At 65.4% G+C, this 21,830-nt stretch carries 19 protein-coding genes; 6 read left to right on the forward strand and 13 right to left on the reverse strand.

The window, feature by feature from the left end; genetic code table 11:
- Nucleotides 1–49 precede the first annotated feature (49 nt).
- Nucleotides 50–1,423 carry a glutamyl-tRNA reductase gene (locus E3T27_RS01485; protein WP_104197205.1) on the forward strand — a complete coding sequence of 458 codons (1,374 nt, stop codon included), beginning with the start codon at nt 50–52 and terminating at the stop codon, nt 1,421–1,423.
- On the opposite strand, the gene E3T27_RS01490 is transcribed toward E3T27_RS01485, so the two are convergent.
- Nucleotides 1,420–2,460, reverse strand: a complete 1,041-nt coding sequence (locus E3T27_RS01490) for a zinc-binding dehydrogenase (protein WP_134571349.1) — start codon at nt 2,458–2,460, stop codon at nt 1,420–1,422. The two genes, E3T27_RS01485 and E3T27_RS01490, sit on opposite strands and share 4 nt — an antisense overlap.
- 46 nt (nt 2,461–2,506) lie before the next feature.
- Nucleotides 2,507–3,892, reverse strand: coding sequence for a glycine--tRNA ligase (locus E3T27_RS01495; protein ID WP_104197206.1), 1,386 nt, complete (start codon nt 3,890–3,892; stop codon nt 2,507–2,509).
- A 163-nt stretch (nt 3,893–4,055) separates the two neighbouring features.
- Between E3T27_RS01495 and E3T27_RS01500 the strand changes: the two genes are divergently transcribed.
- The 3 genes from E3T27_RS01500 to E3T27_RS01510 are packed head-to-tail and all read left to right on the forward strand — an operon-like array spanning nt 4,056 to nt 6,817.
- Nucleotides 4,056–6,341 (forward strand): carbon starvation CstA family protein, encoded by a 2,286-nt coding sequence (locus E3T27_RS01500; protein ID WP_233200775.1) that lies wholly within the window; start codon nt 4,056–4,058, stop codon nt 6,339–6,341.
- Nucleotides 6,341–6,568, forward strand: coding sequence for a YbdD/YjiX family protein (locus tag E3T27_RS01505; RefSeq protein WP_104197207.1), 228 nt, complete (start codon nt 6,341–6,343; stop codon nt 6,566–6,568). The genes E3T27_RS01500 and E3T27_RS01505 overlap by 1 nt, the downstream gene beginning before the upstream one ends.
- Nucleotides 6,569–6,622: 54 nt before the next feature.
- On the forward strand, nt 6,623–6,817 hold the full coding sequence (locus E3T27_RS01510) for a hypothetical protein (protein ID WP_134571350.1): 195 nt from the start codon (nt 6,623–6,625) through the stop codon (nt 6,815–6,817).
- Nucleotides 6,818–6,853: 36 nt separating this feature from the next.
- Here the strand turns inward: E3T27_RS01510 and xylB are convergent, their stop codons facing one another.
- The 7 genes from xylB to E3T27_RS01545 all read right to left on the reverse strand — a co-directional run bounded on the left by xylB (nt 6,854) and on the right by E3T27_RS01545 (nt 13,927).
- A complete protein-coding gene (xylB, locus tag E3T27_RS01515; RefSeq protein ID WP_338144880.1) occupies nt 6,854–8,263 on the reverse strand; it encodes a xylulokinase in 1,410 nt (469 codons plus the stop codon).
- A 193-nt stretch (nt 8,264–8,456) separates the two neighbouring features.
- Nucleotides 8,457–8,801, reverse strand: a complete 345-nt coding sequence (locus tag E3T27_RS01520; RefSeq protein ID WP_104197208.1) for a PadR family transcriptional regulator — start codon at nt 8,799–8,801, stop codon at nt 8,457–8,459.
- Between the two features lie 73 nt (nt 8,802–8,874).
- Entirely contained in the window at nt 8,875–9,768 is an 894-nt protein-coding gene (mmsB, locus tag E3T27_RS01525) for a 3-hydroxyisobutyrate dehydrogenase (protein WP_104197209.1), read from the reverse strand.
- 71 nt (nt 9,769–9,839) lie between these two features.
- On the reverse strand, nt 9,840–10,787 hold the full coding sequence (locus E3T27_RS01530) for a serine hydrolase (protein ID WP_241992069.1): 948 nt from the start codon (nt 10,785–10,787) through the stop codon (nt 9,840–9,842).
- A gap of 98 nt (nt 10,788–10,885) precedes the next feature.
- Nucleotides 10,886–12,850, reverse strand: a complete 1,965-nt coding sequence (locus E3T27_RS01535; protein WP_134571352.1) for a M13 family metallopeptidase — start codon at nt 12,848–12,850, stop codon at nt 10,886–10,888.
- A 383-nt stretch (nt 12,851–13,233) separates the two neighbouring features.
- On the reverse strand, nt 13,234–13,527 hold the full coding sequence (locus E3T27_RS01540) for a putative quinol monooxygenase (RefSeq protein WP_104197212.1): 294 nt from the start codon (nt 13,525–13,527) through the stop codon (nt 13,234–13,236).
- 43 nt (nt 13,528–13,570) lie between these two features.
- On the reverse strand, nt 13,571–13,927 hold the full coding sequence (locus E3T27_RS01545) for a DsrE family protein (RefSeq protein ID WP_134571353.1): 357 nt from the start codon (nt 13,925–13,927) through the stop codon (nt 13,571–13,573).
- A 71-nt stretch (nt 13,928–13,998) separates the two neighbouring features.
- On the opposite strand from E3T27_RS01545, the gene E3T27_RS01550 reads away from it, so the two are divergent.
- Complete coding sequence (locus tag E3T27_RS01550; RefSeq protein ID WP_134571354.1) at nt 13,999–14,628, forward strand: TetR/AcrR family transcriptional regulator; 630 nt, start codon at nt 13,999–14,001, stop codon at nt 14,626–14,628.
- A 35-nt stretch (nt 14,629–14,663) separates the two neighbouring features.
- On the opposite strand, the gene E3T27_RS01555 is transcribed toward E3T27_RS01550, so the two are convergent.
- Nucleotides 14,664–15,647, reverse strand: coding sequence for a bile acid:sodium symporter family protein (locus tag E3T27_RS01555; RefSeq protein ID WP_104197215.1), 984 nt, complete (start codon nt 15,645–15,647; stop codon nt 14,664–14,666).
- 242 nt (nt 15,648–15,889) lie between these two features.
- Here E3T27_RS01555 and E3T27_RS01560 point away from each other — a divergent pair, with 242 nt between their 5' ends.
- On the forward strand, nt 15,890–17,212 hold the full coding sequence (locus tag E3T27_RS01560; RefSeq protein WP_134571355.1) for an MATE family efflux transporter: 1,323 nt from the start codon (nt 15,890–15,892) through the stop codon (nt 17,210–17,212).
- A 56-nt stretch (nt 17,213–17,268) separates the two neighbouring features.
- Here the strand turns inward: E3T27_RS01560 and E3T27_RS01565 are convergent, their stop codons facing one another.
- The 3 genes from E3T27_RS01565 to E3T27_RS16755 form a co-directional block, all read right to left on the reverse strand.
- Nucleotides 17,269–18,720, reverse strand: a complete 1,452-nt coding sequence (locus tag E3T27_RS01565; RefSeq protein WP_104197217.1) for an amino acid permease — start codon at nt 18,718–18,720, stop codon at nt 17,269–17,271.
- Nucleotides 18,721–18,963: 243 nt separating this feature from the next.
- Nucleotides 18,964–20,199: an ABC transporter ATP-binding protein gene (locus E3T27_RS01570; RefSeq protein ID WP_198416454.1), complete on the reverse strand. Its 1,236-nt coding sequence runs from the start codon at nt 20,197–20,199 to the stop codon at nt 18,964–18,966.
- Nucleotides 20,199–21,827, reverse strand: coding sequence for an ABC transporter permease (locus E3T27_RS16755; RefSeq protein WP_198416455.1), 1,629 nt, complete (start codon nt 21,825–21,827; stop codon nt 20,199–20,201). Before E3T27_RS16755 ends, E3T27_RS01570 begins: the two co-directional genes overlap by 1 nt.
- Nucleotides 21,828–21,830 lie beyond the last annotated feature (3 nt).

Below are 21,830 nucleotides of genomic sequence, written 5' to 3' on the forward strand. Positions count from 1 at the left end.
CTGGCGTCGCGCGCCGGAAGCGTACAGCATTGAGTCGTAGAATTGCGTAGTGCTAATTCTTTTGTCCGCAAGTCATAAAAACTCCACCTTCGATGTGTTGGAGAAGTTGTCTGTGGGCGGGGGCTCTTCGGCTACCCGCATGGTGGCACAGCACGGACCGCTCAGCGGTGCCGTCGTCGTTGCGACCTGCAACCGATTCGAGGCCTACCTTGACCTCAATGAGCCCTACGGCGTGTCGCCTCTTCCCGCCGTCTACGCCGCCATTGAGGCCGTGAGCGCCAGCAGCGGTCTCGACGCAGACCTCCTGCGCGACAATCTCACCCTCGTGCACGGCAACGGCGTCGCCGAACACCTGTTCGCCGTGACGAGCGGCCTCGAATCCGTCGTCGTCGGTGAGGTCGAAATTGCCGGCCAGGTGCGCCGCGCACTCGAGCAGGCTCGCTCCAACGGCACCACGAGCCCCGAGCTCGAGCGCCTCTTTCAGCGGGCTTCCCAGACATCGCGCGGTGTGAAGAACCGCACCGGAATCGGCTCGGCCGGTCGCTCGATCGTGCGCCTTGCCCTCGAACTGGCCGAAAGCCGGGTCAGTGACTGGTCGACCGCCCGCGTGCTTTTGGTCGGCACTGGCCGTTATGCCGGGGCCTCCCTCGCCGCCCTGCGTGACCGCGGAGCCGAGAACGTGCGGGTCTACTCGCCCTCCGGTCGCGCCGTCGGATTCGCAACGTCACACGGTATCGAAGCTGTTCCCACCGAGGATTTCGCCGCCGAGGTCGCTCGCGCCGACGTGGTCGTCACCTGCACCCTGCGCGATGACCACGTCATCGATGCAGCCCTGATCACCCGCGGGCGCACCGAAATTGGTATAAACCCGTTCGAGATTTCCGGCGCTACCGCCGATGCCCCGGCCCGCCTGTGCCCGGCCGATGCCGGCCCCGCAGCGCCACCACAGCTCATCATCGACCTGGGCCTGCCCCGCAACGTGGCACCCGATGTCACCCTGGTACCCGGTGTCGAACTGCTCGACCTCGAGACGATCAGCATCCATGCGCCGCTCGAAGAGCTCAATGCCACATCCGATGCCCGCGAGATCGTGGGCAAGGCCGCCCGCAAGTTCTCCGACGTCGCCGAAGAGCAAAGCCTCACCCCGGCCGTCGTCGCTCTGCGCAGCTATGTGTTTGAGCTGCGCGACGCCGAGATCGCCCGGGCTCGCAGCCGCGGCGACTCGAGCGAAGCCACCGAGGCAGCCCTGCGTCACCTGGCCGGTGTACTGCTGCACGCCCCCATGGTCCGTGCCCGCGAACTGGCCCGCGCCGGCGAGCAGGATGCCTACCTCACCGGGCTGGACGCCCTGTTCGGTATCGATGTGACGCTGCCCGCTGCTGGCGCGGCGGATGCCGCCGGCACCGGTGCGATCGCCTCTTAGCCCAGCTCGATCAGGGTGACGCCGGCGGGTGCACCGGAAGTCGACATAGCGGCAAGGGCTGCGGGCGCTTCGGCCAGGGTGATGCGGCGGCTGATCAGGTCTTGCGGGCGCAGCCGACCGCTCAGCACCAGGTCGAGCAGGGCCGGATAGTCGTGAGCGGGCATGCCGTGGCTGCCGAGTACGGTCAGTTCCCGCGCGATCACCGTGCCCAGCGGCACCCGCGGGTCGTCGGCCAGCAAGCCGATCTGCACGTGTCGCCCACGGGTAGCCAGCGAGCGGATGCCGATGGCCACCGTGTTCTCCCGGCCGAGCGCCTCGAGACTCACCTGGGCGCCGTCGGTTGTCAGGGCCCGAATGTGTCCGACCACCTCGTCGTCGCCGAGCCCGGCTGAGTTGACCACGTGCGCCGCCCCGACGCGGGTCGCCGCATCGAGCGCGTCCGCGCTGATATCGACGGCGATGACCGTGGCGCCGAGCGCCTGCCCGATCATCACCGCGCTGAGGCCTACTCCACGGCAGCCGACGACCACGAGCGTTTCGCCTGCCTGAAGGCCGGCCTGGTGTACGAGCCCGCGATACGAGGTCGCGAAACGACAGCCGAGCAGCGCCGCGGCGCCCGCGTTGAGGGCGTCGCCGATGGCGATGAGGTTCACGTCGGCGTTGTGCAACGCCACCCGTTGCGCGTAGGAGCCCCAGTGGGTGAAGCCGGGCTGGGTCTGGTTGCGGCAGACCTGTCCGTTGCCGGCGTCACATTCCGCACAGTCGCCACAGGCGCAGACAAACGGCACGGTCACCCGCTGGCCCACCCGAAACCGGCGAACCAGCGGCCCGACCGCATCAATCACGCCGACCAATTCGTGACCGGGAACGTGTGGCAGGGCGATGTCGGTGTCATGGCCCTGCCAACCGTGCCAGTCGCTGCGGCAGAGACCGGTGGCCTCCACCCGCACGATCACACCGGCCGCGCTGAGCTGCGGCTCGGGCACCTCGCGCAGCACCGGAAGAACACCGAACTCTTCGAAATAGACCGCTTTCATGGTCACAGTCTGCACGACGAGCGCCCGGGCAGGCGTTTTTCTGCCGTTAGGCCCCGCGCAAGCGCACCGCGAGGTAGGCCTCGAGGTCGACGAGCGGCACACGCTCCTGCGCCATCGTGTCGCGGTCGCGCACGGTGACAGCCTGATCGTCGAGGGAGTCGAAGTCGACTGTGATGCAGAACGGGGTACCGATTTCGTCCTGGCGGCGGTAACGACGGCCGATGGCTCCGGCGTCGTCGAAGTCGACGTTCCACAGCTGGCGCAGGGTCGCAGCAAGCTCGCGCGCCATCGGGGACAACTTCTCGTTGCGCGAGAGGGGCAGGATCGCGGCCTTCACCGGTGACAGGCGCGGGTCGAGCTTGAGCACGGTGCGCTTGTCGACACCGCCCTTGGCGTTCGGAACTTCTTCTTCGACGTAGGCGTCGACCAAGAAGGCCATGAGTGAACGGGTCAGGCCGGCGGCGGGCTCGATCACCCAGGGCGTCCAGCGCTCGTTCTTGGTCTGGTCGAAGTACGTCAGGTCTTTACCGGATGCCTTGGCGTGCGTTGACAGGTCGAAGTCACCACGGTTCGCCACACCCTCGAGCTCACCGAACTCGGTGCCGGTGAAGCCGAAGCGGTATTCGATGTCGACGGTGCGCTTGGAATAGTGCGAGAGCTTTTCGGCCGGGTGCTCGAACAGGCGCAGGTTCTCGGGGTTGATGCCGAGGTCGGTGTACCACTTCATGCGGGTGTCGATCCAGTACTGGTGCCAGGTCTCATCGGTGCCGGGTTCGACGAAGAATTCCATCTCCATCTGCTCGAACTCGCGCGTGCGAAAGATGAAATTGCCCGGTGTGATCTCGTTGCGAAAGCTCTTGCCGATCTGGCCGATACCGAACGGCGGCTTCGAGCGCGACGCCTGCAGCACGTTGGCGAAGTTGACGAAGATGCCCTGGGCGGTTTCAGGGCGCAGGTAATGCATGCCGGCCTCGTCATCGACCGGGCCGAGGTAGGTCTTGAGCAGGCCGGAGAAGGCGCGCGGCTCGGTCCAGATGTGGCGGTTACCACAGTTGGGGCACGCGATGTCATCGAGCCCGTTCTCGGGCGGGCGGCCCTTCTTCTCCTCATACTGCTCTTCGAGGTGGTCGGCGCGAAAACGCTTGTGGCAGCTCGTGCACTCGATCAGCGGGTCGCTGAAGACCTCGACGTGACCAGATGCCTCCCAGACCTGGCGCGGCAGAATCACGGACGAGTCAAGGCCCACGACGTCGTCGCGGCTCGTGACCATGGAACGCCACCACTGCTTCTTGATGTTCTCTTTGAGCTCGACGCCGAGGGGGCCGTAGTCCCAGGCGGAGCGGGAGCCGCCGTAGATCTCACCGGCCTGAAAGACGAAGCCGCGATGACGGGCGAGGGCGATGACGGAATCAAGATGAGTGGGCGTCGCCACGGTGGCTCCAATGGTCGAGGGCGCAAAATTTGGGCGAGTGCCCAATTGTCTATTTTACGTGCTCGATCCATGCCCAGTTCCCGCTCGGGGTTTGAGCCATTCTCGCGTCGCGGTAACGTACAGAAGCAGGTTCACAGCATCTGCCTTGGCTCAAGGAGGAGAAATGGGCGCAGCGTCCACCATGTCAGAAGGCACGACCCAAGAACCGACCGCTCTGAAACGGATTCCGCACGACCTCGCGGTCGCCTTGGATCCCCAGGAGCTCGACGCCCACGATCGCCAGTGGACACCCCTCAAAATTATCATCTGGTCTGCTATTTCGCTGCTCGGTGGCCTCAGCTGGGTCATGCTCGCCGTGGTGCGCGGCGAGACCGTCAACGCCATCTGGTTCGTCTTCGCTGCGATTTGCACCTACCTCATCGGCTACCGCTTCTACTCAAAGTTCATCGAGAAGCACATCGTTCGCCCCGACGACCGCCGGGCCACGCCGGCCGAGTACAAGGCAGACGGCAAGGACTTTGCCGCCACCGATCGCCGCGTCTTGTTCGGCCACCACTTCGCCGCCATTGCCGGCGCCGGGCCACTGGTCGGCCCCGTACTGGCCGCCCAGCTGGGCTACCTGCCCGGCACCATTTGGATCATCGTCGGTGTCGTACTCGCCGGCGCCGTGCAGGACTACCTCATTCTGCACTTCTCCATGCGACGTGGGGGCCGTTCGCTCGGCCAGATGGCCCGCGACGAACTCGGCGTGATCGGTGGCACCGCCGCCCTCATCGCGACCCTCGTGATCATGGTCATCATCGTGGCCATCCTGGCCCTTGTCGTCACGAACGCCCTCGCCGAAAGCCCGTGGGGCGTCTTCTCGGTCGGAATGACCATCCCGATCGCGCTGTTCATGGGCTGCTACCTGCGCTTCTTCCGCCCGGGCAAGATCACCGAGATCTCCATCATCGGCTTCGTGCTGCTCATCGCCGCCATCGTCGGCGGCGGCATGGTCAACGGCACCGAATGGGGCCAGACCTACCTGCTGCTCGACAAGGTCACCATCGCCTGGGGCATCATCATCTACGGCTTCATCGCCGCAATCCTGCCCGTGTGGCTACTGCTGGCACCGCGCGACTACCTGTCGACCTTCATGAAGATCGGCACGATCGGCATGCTCGCCGTGGCGATCGTCATCATCCGCCCCGAGATCAACGTGCCGGCAGTCAGCGGCTTCGCCACCACCGGAACCGGCCCCGTCGTCGCCGGAACGCTGTTTCCGTTCCTGTTCGTCACGATCGCCTGCGGCGCCCTCAGCGGTTTCCACGCCCTCATCGCCTCGGGCACCACGCCCAAGCTCATTCAGAAGGAACGCCAGACCCGGTTCATCGGCTACGGCGGCATGCTCATGGAGTCGCTCGTGGCCATCATGGCCCTCGTCGCCGCGCTGTCGATCGATCGTGGCATCTACTTCGCCATGAACGCCTCCCCCGCCCTCACCGGCGGCACCGTGCAGGGCGCGGTCGCGTTCGTGAACGGCCTCGGCCTCACCGGCGTCAACCTCACCCCGAGCATGTTGACCGACATGGCCACCAACGTCGGCGAAGAGTCGATCGTTTCCCGCACCGGCGGCGCACCCACGCTGGCCGTCGGGCTCTCGCACATCATGCAGCAGCTCATTGGCGGTACATCGATGATGAGTTTCTGGTATCACTTCGCCATCATGTTCGAGGCGCTGTTCATCCTCACCGCAGTGGATGCCGGTACCCGCGTCGCCCGCTTCATGCTGCAGGACAGCCTCGGCAACTTCTTCCCGAAGTTCAAGAACACCTCCTGGCGCCCCGGCGCCTGGGCTGCCACGGCTATCATGGTCGCGGCCTGGGGAGCCGTGCTGCTGATGGGAGTGACCGATCCGCTCGGGGGCATCAACACGCTGTTTCCGCTGTTCGGCATCGCCAACCAGCTGCTCGCGGCCATCGCCCTGGCCGTGTGTATGGCCATTGTCGCCAAACGTGGTTTGTTCAAATACCTCTGGGTGGTGGCGCTGCCGCTGGGTTTCGCATCCGTGGTCACCATTTCGGCTTCGTTCCTGAAGATCTTCTCGACCACGCCCGGCATCGGCTACTTCGCCCAGAACCGTGCGTTCGCCAACGCACTGGCCGCCGGCGAAACGAGCTTCGGCACCGCGCCGAACGTGCTGGCGATGGAGGCGGTCGTGCGCAACACGATGGTGCAGGGTGTGCTGTCGATCATTTTCGTCGTGCTCTCGATCATCGTTATCCTGACCGCGATCCAGGCCACCGTGCGCGCGTACCGCCAGCGCTCGAACGCCACGAGCGAGGATGACGCCGTGCAGTCGCAAACCTATGCCCCGGCCGGGTTCATCATGACCCCGCCCGAAAAGGTGCTGCAGGCGCAGTGGGATGCCCTGCCGGCCGAGAAAAAAATTAAGGTCACGGGCCACTAATGACCCTGTGGGCGGGCGTCCGCGCGGGCGCCCGCGGCGTGACCTGGTACCTCAAAGGCCTCCTCGGCGAGGATGCCTACGAGAAGTACGTGGCGCACCACGCCGCCTCCTGCGAAACGGATGCTGCCGGCCTCGACCGCGCGCCGCATCCGCTACTCACCGAGCGCGAATTCTGGCGGGACCAGACCGACCGCCAGGATAAGAACCCGCAGGGGCGCTGCTGCTAGCTCCGTCACGGGCAGCTCGTCTGGGGCGATGACGAACGCGGCGGGGCGGGACGGTTGAGCGCGCTCCGCTCTCACCTCGACCGCCTGCCGCCGTGGGGCCTGGTGCTGGTGATCTGGGCGGTGTCTCGAGTGCTCGTGGCCACCCTGCTCGGCGCTCTGGCCCCCCTCGCGCTGTACCGCCTGCTGGTATCTCGGGTGGGTGTTCACTCGGCGCTGTGGGCGGTCGCCCTGTTCTGTTTTGGGCCGTAGTCGTTCATTTTGCAGGCGGCCTGTGAAGCGGGTCTCTCAGACCCCGTAGATGAGTGCGCGTTGCTCCGCGTAGCGTGCGCGTACGTCGATGGCCCAGTCTCTCGTGGTCGAGGGCTCGAGTTCAGTGGCGATCTCGCGTTTCCACAGCGGGAAGTCACCGTCGAGCGCCCAGGCTGCCTGCCGGGCAGCCCCGAGGGCCACGTATTCGCCGGGGGCTGGCAGCACGACCGGCACACCGAAAACATCCGCGACAATTTTCTGCACGGCGGGCGATTGCGAGCCACCACCGATCAGAATGACCTGCCGCACGGGCACGCCCTGGCCGCGCAACGAGTCGAGCGCGTCAGCGAGGCTGCAGACCAGACCCAGAACGGATGCCTGGGCCAGGTTTTCGGGGCGCATATTGGCTCGGCGCATTCCGGTGAGCGAACCGGTGGCATCCGGCAGATTCGGGGTGCGTTCGCCATCGAGGTAGGGCAGCAGGAGCAGGCCGTCGGCGTCGATCGGGGCGGCGAGGGCGAGCGCGCCGAACCGCTCGATGTCGACGCCGAGCAGGCCGGCCGTCGCCACGAGGGTGCGGGCACCGTTGATGGTCGCGAGCAGGGGAAGCTGGCCGCCGGCAGCGTCGGCGAACCCGGCGACCGAGCCGGAGGGATCCACTATGCGGGCGGCAGTGCTGGCGAATACGGTGCCGCTCGTACCGATCGATACAACAACGTCGCCCTCCTCGGCGCCAAGGCCGAGGGCTGCGGCTGCGTTGTCGCCGGCGCCGGCCGACACGATGACGCCGCTTTGAGTCAGTCCAGCTCGCTCCGACGGCCCGAGCACGCGCGGTACCCGGGTGGCACGGCCGAGGGCGGCCTCAAGCAGATCGAGACGGTACTCATTGCTCTGCACCGAGAAATACCCGGTGCCGGAGGCGTCGCTGCGGTCGGTCGTGGCTTCGGCGGGCCGCCCGAGAATGTTCCAGGTGAGCCAGTCGTGCGGCAACATCACCTGCTCGACGCGCGCGGCGAGTTCGGGCCGGTGCTCGTGCAGCCAGGCCAGCTTCGTAATGGTGAACGAGGCGACCGGCACGACGCCGACCTCCTCGGCCCACATCGAGGCGCCATACTTTTCGGTGAGCGCTGCGGCCTGCGGGGCGCTGCGCACATCATTCCAGAGCAGGGCGTCATGAACGGGCGTGTCTTCGCGGTCGAGGGCGACCATTCCGTGCTGCTGCGCGCTCACGCCGAGGGCGAGCACATTGCCTGCACCCTCAGCGGCTGCGCCACCGCCGGCTTGCTCGAAAGCCTCCCACCAGCGTTCGGGGTTGATGCTCGTGCCATCGGGGTGGGGTGCGCTGCGCAGCTGTAACAGCTCTCCGGTGTCGGCGTCGACACTGACTACCTTGCAACTTTGGGTCGAGGAATCTACTCCGACAACCACGCGACGATTCAGTGCCAACGTATCTCCTTTGAAACTTACGTGTGATCAGCCTAATCGCCAGCAGCATCCTCGACCCCCGAGGTCGGCTATTCGTGCAGCTCCGAACAGCTAGCCCCCGAGCGGCTCACCGAGTTGACGCTGCCCGCAGTAGCGCCGTCTAAACCGGACAGGCGAAAATCGCTGCTGTCGTGATCATGCGGGTTGCTGGTCATCATGATTCGACCGGGCCTTTCTGTAAGTGGTCGTGCACGGTGGCGGAAAAAAGTTGCCAGTGGGCCGCTTGGTCGGAGAGCTCTTGCTGTCCGTCGTCGGTGAGCGAGAAGTATTTGCGGCCCGGTCCCCCTGCGCCCGGTCGCCATTCGCCGGCGATCCAGCCGGCCGCCTCGAAGCGGGTGAGCAGCGGATAGAGCGTGCCACCCTTGATGGCACCCAAGCCCGCCGCCTCGAGCGCCGACGCGATCGCGTAGCCGTAGGTCGGGCCCGGCGCGAGCGTGCGCAGCACGCACAGGCTCAGCGCTGCACGCATCCAATCGGCTGGCCAGGGTTTGGGTTGCATAACTACATAGTCTTACTAGCTAGCCAAACTGTCTACTCGGGATTCCATCCCGCCCTCGTCGAATCCAGCCGCGTCAGGCCAGGGTGCCGTCGACCAGTTTCACGATCATGGAGCAGTCCTTACCGCCGTGGCCCTGGTCGATCAGGCGTTGAAACAGCTGCTGCACATGCTGGCCGATCTCCAGCGGCGTGTCGGTGGCAGCGGCAGCGGCGACCGCCAGGCCGATGTCCTTATTGGCGAGGTCGGTCGTAAAGGTCGGCGCGAAGTCGCGGTTCACGGCCGCCGATGGCACGACGCCGGCAATTGGATACCAGGTGCGCAGCGCCCAGCTATCGCCCGACGAAACAGATGCGATATCCCAAAACACCTGCGCGTCCAGTCCCAACCGATCCGCCAGCACCGCCCCTTCAGCGGTCGCAGCGAGACTGATGAACAGCATCAGGTTATTGCAGATCTTCGCGGCCTGACCGGTCGTCGCGCCACCGGTCGGAATGATATTCGCGGCCATCGGCTTGATGTATTCGGTAGCGTCGCCGACGGCATCCGCAGCGCCTCCGATCATGAAGGTGAGCGTGCCATTCTCTGCACCGGTGATGCCGCCAGAGACCGGGGCGTCTACCAGGCGAAAGCCCGCAGCCGCCGCGGCATCGTGCAGGGCCTGGGACGATTCAATGTCGATCGTCGAGGACTCCACGAGCAGGGTTTTCGGGTCGGCGTGGGCGAACACTCCTTCGTCACCGAAGTACACCGCGCGGGCATGCTCGCCCTTGGGCAATATGGTGAAAACCACGTCGGCGCCTTCTACGGCCTCTTGGATGCTCGTCGCGCGCGTGACGCCGGCGGCCACCGCAGCGTCGAGGGCTTCGACGCTCAGGTCGAAGCCGCGCACGCTGTGCCCGGCCTTCACCAGGTTTGCCGTCATGGGGCCGCCCATGTGGCCCAGCCCAATCCATCCGATGACCGCCATGGCGTAGCTCCTTCGCGTCGGTGTCGGGCGTCACTGCCCGTCACCTCCACGATGGCACAACTTACCCCCAGTTAGTGCACGTACTCCAGCAGGTCGGCCCCCACCGAGCGCATGCCGTCGAGCACCGCGAGCCGGGTCATATGCCGAGCATCGTCGAACACCATCGACACCGCGTACGTCACTCCGGCCCGCGGACCGCGGAGGATTCCCACCTCGCTGCGAACGCCCGTAGTCGTTCCCGTCTTGTTGACCATGAGCAGACCGTGGTCGCTCTCCCGGTGCGCGAGCGGATCCAGGCCGAAGGCACTGGCCACGAGCGACAGGTCGGTGTTGAGCGACAGCCAGCCAATCACCCGCGCGCTGGTCTCAGCATTCACGATCTCACCGCGGGCGAGCGCCGTGAACAGCCAGGTGAGCTCCTTCGCGCTGCCCACTGAGAGCTGCGGCGCGTCGTCGGGGCCGCGTGTGTCGCGCACCAGATCGAGCAGCGCCGTGCGGCTGAGTCCGAGCTGTTCGGTACGGGCGCGCACCGAGTGCAGCCCGACGGCACGAATGAGCACGTTCGTGGCGAGGTTGTCACTCGTCGCGCCAACGAGGGCGGCAAGATCAGCGACACCGAGTCGTGAAGTCTGCAGGTGCTGCCAGACACCGGAATCACTCACGGCATCCGCGCCGGATCGTTCGAGCATCGTGGCCAGCCCGAATTCGGCGTCGTTCAGGCGCGCTGCCACCTCGATCAGCAGCAGCACCTTGCCAACGCTCGCCGTTGGCATCGACACGTGGTCGTCGACCGAGAAGAGCACGCGTCCGGTCGAAAGATCGGTTGCCCGGGCCGAGACCTGCACACCGTTGAGGGCGAGTTCGCCGAGGCACGCAAAGCCACGGGCGAAATTCTCAGGCGAGTCTGTTGTGCGGTGTTTGCCGCCAGGCACTGCCGCGTGGCGGGAACGGCCAGGCACGGCATCCGCCCGGCTGGAAGCAGCACTGGCGCCGTCGGCGTCGCGCCCGGAAACGATCACTCGGTTCGATCCTTTCCTCGGCATACGCCCCGCGCCTGCCTCATCCCCAGCTCAGAAGAGCTTGTTCCTACAGTAACCCGGACGGGGGGACGATCGCGCTACCAGATGGTGACGCGCTGGTCGGGGGCGAGGTAGAGGGCATCCGCTTCGCTAACCTCGAACGCCTCATAGAACGCAGGGATATTGCTGACGATCTGGTTGCAGCGAAACTCGTTCGGGGAGTGCGGGTCGATAGCCAGCAAGCGGATGGCCTCAGCGTCGCGCAATTTCATCTGCCAGGCCTGGGCCCAGGAGAGAAAGAATCGTTCGGCACCGGTGAGTCCGTCGATGACGGGGCTTTCTGCACCGTTCAGCGAGAGCAGATAGGCCTTCCAAGCGATGGAGAGCCCGCCGAGGTCGCCGATGTTCTCGCCGATCGTGAGTGCGCCGTTGACGGTGTGGCCGGGGATGGCCTGCGGCGTAAGGCCCTCGAATTGCGCGATGAGCGCGGTCGTGCGCAGCTCGAACGCGGCCTTGTCCTCGGCGGTCCACCAGTCGGTGAGGCGGCCATCGCCATCGTACTTGGAGCCCTGGTCGTCGAAGCCGTGTCCGATCTCGTGGCCGATGACCGCACCGATCGCGCCGTAATTGGCGGCCGGGTCACGCGCATCGTCGAAGAACGGAAACTGCAAGATGGCGGCCGGAAAGACGATTTCGTTGAATCCGGGGTTGTAGTAGGCGTTGATGGTCTGCGGCGTCATGAACCATTCGTCGCGGTCGAGCGGCTTGCCGATCTTGCCGAGCTCGCGCTGAAACTCGAACTCGCCAGCGGCCTTGACGTTGCTGATGAGGTCGTCGGCTGCGATCTCGAGGCTGGAATAGTCGCGCCACTTCACCGGGTAGCCGATCTTCGGCGTGAATTTGCGCAGCTTTTCGAGGGCTCTTGTGCGTGTCTCCTCGGTCATCCAGTCGAGGGTGCTGATGCTGTTTTCGTAGGCTTGCACGAGGTTGGCCACGAGCACGTCCATGCTCTCCTTGGCGCTCGGCTTGAAGTGACGCTCCACGTAGATGCGGCCCACGGCCTCGCCGAGAGCGCCCTCCACGAGTGAGACGCCGCGCTTCCAGCGGTCACGCAGCTGCGGGGTGCCGCTCAGGGTGCGCCCGTAGAAGTCGAAGTTCGCCTCCACGAATTCACCCGACAGGTACGCAGCACTCGAGCGGATGACCTGCCAGCGCAGCCAGTCCTGCCACGATTCGAGGCGGTCGTCTGACAGGGCGGTCGCGAGCCCCGCAATGAAGCTGGGTTCACGAACGACGACCTCCTCGAAGCCGCCGGCCGGGGCGTCGAGGCCCGCAAGCCAGAGGTCGACGTCGGCACCCGCTGCGAGCGCCGAGACCTGGCCCCAGGTGCGCAGGTTGTAGGTTTTCTCACTGTCGCGGGTGGCTACCTTGTCCCAGTGGTGCGAGGCGAGTTCGGTTTCGAGGTCGAAGACGCGCGCTGCGCGTTCGGCGGCGCCATCGAAACCGGCGAGGGTGAACATCCGCTCGAGAAATTCCTGGTACTTGGTGCGAATCTCGGCGAACTTTTCTTCGCGGTAATAGGACTCGTCTGGCAAGCCGATACCACCCTGCGCGATGAAGACCAGGTAGCGTTCGGGGTTGCCTGGGTCGTTGTCGACGTAGAGGTGGAAGGCTCCGGCGACGCCACCGCGCTCGAGGCGGCCGAGGGTCGAGAGAAGTTCGGAGATGCTGGTGACCGCGTCGACCGCGGCAAGGTCGTCGCGCAGCGGGCTGGACCCGAGCGCTTCGATGCGCTCTTCGTCGAGAAAGCTCGTGTAGAGGTCGCCGAACTTGCGCTCCAGGCTGCCCGCTGGCGCGGCCTGCGCCTCGACGATAATCTCACGCACGGCCTTCTCGGCGTCTTCGGCAAGCATCGTGAAGGAACCCCAGCGGGCCTTGTCGGCGGGGATCTCGCTACGTGCGATCCACTTGCCGTTCACGTGCCGAAAGAGATCGTCTTGTGGGCGCACCTCCGGGTCAAGTTCGTTCTCGTTGATTCCGGATGCACTCGCCAGCTCAGTCATGAGCCCAGCCTATCTGGGCGGAGTCGGTGGAAGCCGAGTGTGCGAATCAATATTCGATACTAAAAAAATGTTGCCCGCCAGCGCCGCATCACTTCGAATAGGTATCTGGGTTCGATTGTTGCGAACGAGACGGCCAAACCGACCCCTCGACGAAATACAATAAGGGATCGTTTATTCGGAGTTGTGAGGAGATAGTCGTGCCAGATTCCCGCGGCAGGCGGGCAGGCGGCTTGCAACACGGGAGTCGACACCGGGGTGCGTCCGCGTGTTGCAGAACTACGCCCTGTTCCCTACTGATGACCGCAAACCACCGGCGTTGCAACAACCCACGGCGCGCACCCGAGAACGGGAACACGATCTCGGGTGCGTGCTGTCGTGGTCAGTCAGATGTCGCTGGCAGTCTCAAACATTGAGACTTGGGGGGCGCTGGCTAGCAATGAGCCCAGTTCGGTCGCACCCGCACCCGCACGCCACTCACGGTAGGCCGCGTCAGCGTCGGCCGACGCCCACCGCTCCAGCAAGATCATGTGGGCGGGATCATCACAATCAAGCAACACGTCAACACCCAAACACCCCTCAAATGCTCGGGTCCCGGTAAGGATGTCTCGCAGCATGGCCGGCGCACCGAGAACGGCTTCCGGTTTCAAGCGAAGGTCAAGAAGTACTGTCAGGGCCATGAAAACTCCAATTCATGCAAGGGAACGGGGGCGGACGTGGTGCTTAGAAGTTGAGGATCTGGTAGCCCTGGACGACGAGAGAACGGATACTCGCTTCGCCTTTGTACTCAGCAAGTAGCGGCCAGCCGCCGGACTCGACAGCGTCGGTAACCCCGTGGGATGCGACGCAGAATGCGCAGGCGCCCCGGATGTTGTCGTGCAGGGCAACGGCGAGCGGGTTCATTTTGTGCTTAGGGTCTGAGATGGCGGCGAGGGATTCAACACCCGATCCGTCGAAAACGACGACGACATCATCGCCAGCATCCTTGAATTCGAGGGCGGTTTTGAGACCGCGATAGACGCGTGAGGTGTCGGAGCCGATGGGCTCATAAATGACGACGGCGATCTTAAATTCAGACATGAATAGTTACCTCCTAGTTAGACCGATCTGGTCACTCTTAACTGTACCGATCGGTCTGGTAATATCAAAGTATGCATTCGTCGACCATCACCCCGATAGTGAGCGCCAAAGAGCGCCTACTCGCGTCCGCGGGCCGCCTGTTCCACGAACACGGCATCAATGCAACGGGAATCGACCTTGTCGTGCGTAACGCGGGCGTCGCCAAAGCCAGCCTCTATAACAACTTCGCCAACAAAGAAGCTCTCGTCGTGGCCTACCTGGAGCAGGAACTAGACGGCTGGATCCGAAACGCCCACGTACTGGACAATCCGCTCTCACCACGCCGGGAGCGGGTCGCCGCCCTATTTGAGGCCGTCGCCCGCTCAGTCGAATTGAACACGTTCCACGGCTGCCCATTCACCAACGCTGTGATCGAACTGCCGGAATGCGCGGCGGTACGCACGGTCGCGCAAGACTACCGCGCCGTCGTTCGCACACACCTGGCCAACCTCCTCGGTGCAGACACTATGTCCACGGCAGTATCCCGCCTCGTCTTGCTCTACGACGCGGCTATCACCGCAGCGAAGGTCGGCCGCGACGCTGCTCTCGTTCGCGAAGCAAGCACCATGGCACAAGAACTCGTCGACGCTCACAAACACGAGGAAACGCAGCCGCCCGCTACCAAGGGAGAACTAACGAAACGTGACGCAGCTGCCCGTTAGCCGGCGGTGGTCAGCGCTTGGTCACTGCCTTCTGACTACCGGTCAGATCCGGCTCGGGTGGTGACCGGCAAAGATTCGGAAACCTCATCGGACGATAGGTCTTTGCGCGCCCAGTAGCTGGCGAGCACCGAACCCGATACGTTGTGCCAGACCGAGAATATCGCTGCTGGCAGCGCGGCCACCGGGTTGAAATGCGCCACGGCCAGGGCGGCGGCGAGGCCGGAATTCTGCATGCCCACCTCAAAGCTGAGAGCTCGGCGACTAGCGACGGGAAGCCCGAACAGACGCCCGATGTAGTACCCCAACGTCAGCCCGAGGGAGTTGTGCAAGATCACGGCGACGACCACGAGCACGCCAATCGATAACAGCGTAGAGGCACTCGCGGCGATGACGGCCGCAACCACGACGGTGATGCCGGCCACCGACAGCAGCGGCAAAACATCGAGAAACCGCTCCACCAGGCGCGGCACGATCATGCGCAGCACGAGCCCGAGCACCACCGGAACCAGCACGATCTGCACAATCGACACGAATAAAGCGCCAGCATTTACGGGCAAGGACTCTCCCACGAGCACCAAGACCAGCAGCGGCGTCAGCACAGGCGCCAACAACGTCGAAACGGACGTCATCGCCACAGACAATGCGGTATCGCCCTTAGAGAGGTAAACCATCACGTTGGACGCTGTACCTCCGGGCACCGAACCGACCAAAATCATGCCGGCCGTCAGCATCGGCGAAAGCCCCAACGCGACGGCAATCCCAAAGCCAAGCAGCGGCATCACAAAAAACTGGACGGCAACGCCGAGCAGTAGCGCCCACGGCCGCCTGGCAATAATCGCAAAGTCAACGGGACGCAGCGTCATACCCATTCCCAGCATGATCACGGCAAGTAACCACGGGATCGCCACGGTCAGGCCTGAAAATGCGTCGGGCACAGCAAGCGCCAACGCCCCCGCAGCCAAAACAATAACGGCAAACCAACGACCGACGAATGCGCTGACAATTCTGATGCGGTACATGATGAAACCATACCCACAATGAACAGGGACCTCGTGGCCGGCACCTGCTGGTTAGGCAGCATCCCCGAGGCACTGCCACTGAGTCTTCGGATTCAACACCGCCAAATCTACCAACTCCCGGAATCGGCGCGAACGCACAGGAACGCTGCCAGTCTCCGGCGCAACGCAACGCTTAATAAGTCAGGCGGCAGCGCGGCTCAGAACTGACCGGCGCGCCCCCGTAGAGTCGAACCATCAATATTTTGCGGGCACAGCCCATCGACCGCGACATTCTGCGGCTCGCCGTGCCCGCGCTCGGCGCCCTCATGGCCGAACCGCTGTTTCTGCTGGCGGATTCGGCCATGGTCGGCCACCTCGGCACCACCCCTCTGGCCGGACTCGGCCTGGCGAGCGCGGTGCTGCAAACCATCATCGGCCTCATGGTGTTTCTCGCCTACAGCACCACCCCGGCCGTGGCCCGCTGGCTCGGCGCCGGCGATACGCGCAAGGCAGTCTCCGTCGGCATCGACGGGCTCTGGCTCGCCGTCGGCCTCGGAATCGTTCTCGCGGCCGGTGGCCTGCTCGCGGTTCCGGTGCTCGTCGGCGCGTTCGGCGCCGAACCGGCCGTGACAGCGGATGCCGCCACCTACCTCAGCATCTCAATGTTCGGCCTGCCCGCCATGCTGCTGGTGTTCGCCGCTACCGGACTGCTGCGCGGCCTGCAGGACACCCGCACCCCGCTCTACGTCGCCGGAATCGGCTTCGGTGTGAACATCGCGCTCAACTATGTCTTCATCTACCTGCTCGGCTGGGGCATTGCCGGATCGGCCATCGGCACCGTCGTGGCGCAGTGGGGCATGGCCCTGGTCTACCTCGTGGTGGTCGCCACGCACGCCAGGCGCCAGAGCGCTACGCTGCGCCCGCACCGAGCCGGATTACTACTCGGCGCCCGCAGCGGAGGCTGGCTGTTTGTGCGCACGCTCAGCCTGCGCGCTGCCATGCTGCTCGCCGTGTTCGTGGCCACCCAGCTCGGCTCCCCCGAGCTCGCGGCCTTTCAGATTGCCATGACCCTGTTCGCGACGCTCGCCTTTGCCCTCGACGCCCTCGCGATCGCCGCCCAGGCTCTCGTCGGTCGCGGCCTCGGTGCCGGAGACGTGGCGCAGGTGCGCGCCGTGCTGCGCCGCTGCCTGGAATGGGGCGTGCTGGCCGGCCTCGTGCTCGCCGCGGTCGTGATCGGCACGAGCGGCGTGCTCGGGCACGCGTTCACGAACTCTGACGCGGTGACCTCACTGCTGCCGCTGACGTTGATCGTGCTGGGGGCATCCGTTCCCCTCGGCGCGGTGGTGTTCGTGCTCGATGGCGTGCTCATCGGCGCCGGCGACGCTCGCTACCTAGCCTTGACCGGGCTGCTCAACTTCGCAGCCTTCGTGCCATTGGCCGCCGCCGTGTTGATCTTTGCGCCGGCGGGCCCAGTTGGTCTCGCATTGCTCATGGCGGCGTTCGCCCTCGGCTACCTCGGCGCCCGCGCCCTAACGTTGAGTTTGCGCGCCCGCAGTCTGGCCTGGATGATCGTCGGCGCGCGCTGACTTCGCGCCGCAGATGCAGGACCGGCCGCGCATCGGCATCCACTGCCTGAACGGCACTAGTGCGGATCGACCGGATGCTCGATGTAGCGGGGGCTTTTCGGGTTCATGACGGAGTTGTGGCGACCGTAGAAGAAGTAGATGACCAGGCCGATGACGAGCCAGATGCCGAAGCGCAGCCAGGTCTCCCAGTGCAGCTGCGTGATGAGAAAGACAGAAGACAGCACCCCGAACACGGGCACCCAGGGCATGAAGGGCAGCTTGAAGGTGCGGGGAACATCGGGGCGGGTGCGTCGCAACACAATCACGGCGACGCACACCACGACGAAGGCGGCGAGAATTCCGATATTGGTAAGGTCGGCAATCAGCCGGATCGGGAAGACCCCGGCCAGTAGCGCCGCGGCAAGGCCGGCAATCCATGTGACCCGGGCGGGAGTTCCCTTCCGGTCGGTGCCGGAGAACCACTTGGGAAGCAGGCCGTCGCGGCTCATCGAGAACCAGACCCGGCTGACGCCGAGGAGGAAGGTCAGCATAACGGTGAGGATCGAGATAACGGCGAAGGCCGAGAGCACGGTCGCGACGATCGGAAGCCCGACGGACTGGAATGCGACGGCGAAGGCGGCGGTCGGGTCGATATCCTGCCAATTCTGCATGCCGGTGAGCACGAGAGTGGCCAGCACGTAGAGCACCATGGCGATGGCGAGCGAGAGCAAAATCGCCTTCGGCATGTGCTTCTTGCCATCTTTGGCCTCTTCGGCGGCGGTGCTCATAGCGTCATAACCAAAGACGGCGAAGAAGACCGTGGCCGCGCCGGTGAAGACCGCGCCGAACCCATTCGGCACGAATGGAACGTAGTTCTGGGTGTTGATGTAAAAGAACCCAAGAACGATGATTGCGAGGATCAGCAACACCTTGAGCCCGACGGCGACGAGCTCAAAGCGGCCGAAGGTCTGCGTTCCGCGGCTGAGGATGAAGGTCACGAGCACGCAGACCACGATGGCGGGCAGGTTGATCAGGCCACCGTCGAGAGTGTCGGGGGTGCCCTGCATCCAGGTCGGAACGTCGATGCCGATGCCGCTCATGAACTCGGTGAAGTACCCCGAGATGCCGATCGCGACAACGGCGACGATCGCGATGTACTCCAGCAGCAGGTCCCAGCCGATGAACCAGCCAATAATCTCACCGAGGGCGACATAACCGTAGGTGTACGCCGAGCCCGCGCGGGGGATCATCCCGGCGAACTCTGCGTAGCTGAGGGCGGCGGCCGCGCTCGCGAGTCCGGCGATGAGGAAGGAGATGAGCACGGCCGGACCGGCGCCTTCGCCGTCCGGGCCGCCGTTTGCAACGAGTCCAGCGAGAGTGAAAATACCGATTCCGATGATGCCGCCGACGCCGATCGCGGTGAGCTGCCAGAGTCCGAGGCTCTTGAAAAGACCGTTCTTGGCGGTCTCGTCGCCGATGTCGGTAATGGGTTTGCGCCTCATGACCGAATTGGAATTGCGCTCGTTCATTTAGCCTCCATTGGCTAGGCTACAACCGTTTCATGCGCGCTTGCACATGATTTCGGGAGGGCTTCGTGCGCACGGCTCGGAGCTCTCACCAGTCCCAAGGGTGGCACATGCGTGAGCTAACGTCATGCAACTCGCGCAAAGAGTAACTTTACGGACTGACTGCCGCACGGGTCAGCGGATGCAGCAGTGCGGCAAGTGAGAGGCTTTCAGACCTGCCGGTAGGAACTCGGGACCGCGGCCAAATCACGCGCCCAGCGGGTAGGCGAGAGCATTCTGGCGCACCCCAAGGGTTAGCCGGTCGCCGATGCGGGGCAGGTCGGGGGCCGCCACTCGGGCTCGCACGGTGAGGCCTGCCGGGAGGGCGAAGCTCACCAGGGCGTCGTGGCCGGCGTAGGCGATGGCCGTGGTGACGGCACCCGTTTGTCGTTCGGTCGATGGCAGAGCCAGGGTCAGCCATTCCGGGCGGAGCAGCACGAGCACCGGCGTTCCGTCGGCGGGGGCGGATGCCGCGCCCATCCAGTCCGCCGGGAGAGAGCCGAGGGCGCACTCCACCTGGCCGTCCCGCCACTGGCCGTCGAGTTCGACGGTGTCGCCGACGAATCCAGCGACCCAGGGGTCGACCGGGCGCTCATAGACATCCGCTGGGGTGCCGAATTGCAAAATCTTCCCGCCGCGCATCACGGCCACGAAGTCGGCAAGGGAGAGCGCCTCTTCCTGGTCGTGTGTCACGATCACGCTCGTGTTGTGCTGGCCACGCAGCAGGGCAGCGACCTCGGTGCGCAGGGCCGAACGCAGCAGCGGGTCGAGGGCCGCGAACGGTTCGTCGAGCAGTATGAGGTCGGGGCGAGGAGCGAGCGCCCGGGCCAGCGACACGCGCTGGGCCTGGCCACCGGACAGCTGCGAGGGGGCGCGATCCACGAGTTCGGCCAGGCCCACGAGGGTAGCGAGCTCCGCGATGCGGGCCGCGCGGCTGGTCTGGCGGCCGCGGTCGGGGCTGATCGGTACTGCAGTGAGGGGGTTCGCGTGCGCCGCTGTACCGGCCAGAACGGACACCGGTCGGGCGCGGTTGGCGCGACCACGCCGGGTGAGTCCGGCCAGCAGTCCGCCGACTCCGCCGGAAGTCTCGCCGGGTTCGCAGTAGAGGTCGTCGTTCTGCTTCGTGCGCGGCAGACCGAAGCCGATGTTTTCGCCCACCGACAGGTGCGGAAACAGGGAGGCATCTTGCGGAACCCAGCCCATGCCGCGCTTCTCCGGAGCTCGCAGCACGCCGGGGCCGGTCACGAGGCGCCCACCAACGGTGATCGTGCCCGAGTCGACCGGCAACAGACCCGCAACCGCGCGCAGGAGCGTGGTCTTGCCGCATCCGCTGGGACCGAGGACGGCCACGAGCGAGCCGCGCGGAATGTGCAGGCTGACGTCGTCAAGCACACGCGTGTCACCATAGGAGACGCTCAGCGCCTCGATCGTTACCCAGCCCACTAGTTCTCCCTTGCCGTGCCGCGAATGCCGGACAGCAGCACCGCGGGCACCATCGCCACGAGCACGAGCGCCGCCGCGTATGGCGCCGCAGCGCCGAACTCGAACAGGGCCGTGCGACTCCACAACTCGGTCGCGAGCGTCGAAATGCCCGTCGGCCGCAGCAGCAGCGTCGCTGGCAATTCTTTCATAGCTGAGATGGCCACGAGCAGTGCGCCGATCGCGATGCCAGGCAGGGCGAGGCGTGCGGTCACCCGCCACCAGGCCTGAAACGGTGACAGGCCGAGCATGCGCGACACGTCGCCGAGGCTGGTCGGTACCGCCGCAATGCCGCTGCGCACGCTGCCGATGGCGCGCGGCATGAACAGAACAACGTAGGCGAAAACGAGCACGAGCGAGGTTTGGTAAAACATTGGAACCGCAGCGAGCGCGAAGAACACGAGGGAGAGGCCCACGACGATACCGGGCAGGGCATGGCCGAGAAAGCCGACGGCCTCGATTGCCGCGACGAGCCTTCCGCGGTACCGGGCGGCGAGCGCGGCGATCGGCAGCGCCACGAGCACCGCGATCACGGCAGCCGCCAGGGCCAGCCCGAGGGTCGCGCCGATCGCCTCGACCAAACGCGACACGTCGATTGCGCGCAGGGTTTCAGCCTCGAGCAGGCGACTGAGCAATCCGACCACCGGAACCGCGACCCCGGCGAGCGGCGCGGCGAGGAGCAGCGCGACATAGACGGGCCAGGTACGGCCGGGCGAGCGCATCGGCATGGTACTGCGACCGGGAACACTGGAGACTTGGCGGCGGCTGCGACGTTCGCCGGCCACAACCACGAGGGCGAGCACGACCAGCACGAGGGCGAGCAGCGCGGCCTGGTTGCGGTCGAAACTCGCACCATACGCGGCATTGATTCCCCAGGTGAGCGTCTGAAACCGTAGCATCGCGACGAGCCCGAAATCGCTCAGCGAGTAGAGGCATACCAGTAGCGCCCCGGCGATCGCGGCCGGGCGAATCTGCGGCCAGGTCGCGGCCGCGAACGCGCGAAACGGGCCACGACCGAGGGTGCGGGCCACCGATTCCAGATCTGCGGATGCGCCGCGCAGCGCCGCCGCGACCGGCAGCGTCACGTAGGGGGTGCAGACCGCGGTCATGACGAACCAGCTGGCCCAAAACCCGTTGAGGTGCGGAAACCAGACCAGCCAGCCGTAAGCGGCCAGGTAGCTTGGAACCGCCAGTGGCAGCGCGGAAACCAGCAATAACGTGCGCTGCAGAGGCAAGCGGATGCGCGTGAGAACCCACGCGCAGACCGTGCCGAGCACGAGGCACGACAGGGTGACGGCCGAAGCGAGCAGCACCGTGTTGATCGTGAGCTGCAGCACGCGCTGGCGCATCAGGGTATCGAGCAATTCGGTGAGCCCTGCCTCGGTCGTGCGCGCCACGAGGTAGACCAGCGGTATGGCGGCAGTCGCCGCGCAGAGCGCGGCGAGCACCAGCAGCCAGGGCGGCGCGCCGAAGCGATGTCGGCCGGGCGCGCGCGGTGGCAGTGGCGCATCCGTTTCGAGCGGTGGAATGAGCAGCTCGGTCACGAGAGACTCCCGGCGCAGGGTAGGGCGCAGCCACCGACCCGAGCCCACAAC

The sequence above is a fragment of the Cryobacterium lyxosi genome (assembly GCF_004403345.1).
Lineage (GTDB): Bacteria > Actinomycetota > Actinomycetes > Actinomycetales > Microbacteriaceae > Cryobacterium > Cryobacterium lyxosi.

Excerpts from the sequence above, each read along its gene's own strand:
- E3T27_RS01490 (WP_134571349.1), bottom strand. The coding sequence starts at position 2,460 with ATGAAAGCGGTCTATTTCGAAGAGTTCGGTGTTCTTCCGGTGCTGCGC.
- E3T27_RS01500 (WP_233200775.1), top strand. The coding sequence starts at position 4,056 with ATGGGCGCAGCGTCCACCATGTCAGAAGGCACGACCCAAGAACCGACC.
- E3T27_RS01505 (WP_104197207.1), top strand. The coding sequence starts at position 6,341 with ATGACCCTGTGGGCGGGCGTCCGCGCGGGCGCCCGCGGCGTGACCTGG.
- E3T27_RS01520 (WP_104197208.1), bottom strand. The coding sequence starts at position 8,801 with ATGCAACCCAAACCCTGGCCAGCCGATTGGATGCGTGCAGCGCTGAGC.
- mmsB (WP_104197209.1), bottom strand. The coding sequence starts at position 9,768 with ATGGCGGTCATCGGATGGATTGGGCTGGGCCACATGGGCGGCCCCATG.
- E3T27_RS01535 (WP_134571352.1), bottom strand. The coding sequence starts at position 12,850 with ATGACTGAGCTGGCGAGTGCATCCGGAATCAACGAGAACGAACTTGAC.
- E3T27_RS01540 (WP_104197212.1), bottom strand. The coding sequence starts at position 13,527 with ATGGCCCTGACAGTACTTCTTGACCTTCGCTTGAAACCGGAAGCCGTT.
- E3T27_RS01545 (WP_134571353.1), bottom strand. The coding sequence starts at position 13,927 with ATGTCTGAATTTAAGATCGCCGTCGTCATTTATGAGCCCATCGGCTCC.
- E3T27_RS01550 (WP_134571354.1), top strand. The coding sequence starts at position 13,999 with ATGCATTCGTCGACCATCACCCCGATAGTGAGCGCCAAAGAGCGCCTA.
- E3T27_RS01555 (WP_104197215.1), bottom strand. The coding sequence starts at position 15,647 with ATGTACCGCATCAGAATTGTCAGCGCATTCGTCGGTCGTTGGTTTGCC.
- E3T27_RS01565 (WP_104197217.1), bottom strand. The coding sequence starts at position 18,720 with ATGAACGAGCGCAATTCCAATTCGGTCATGAGGCGCAAACCCATTACC.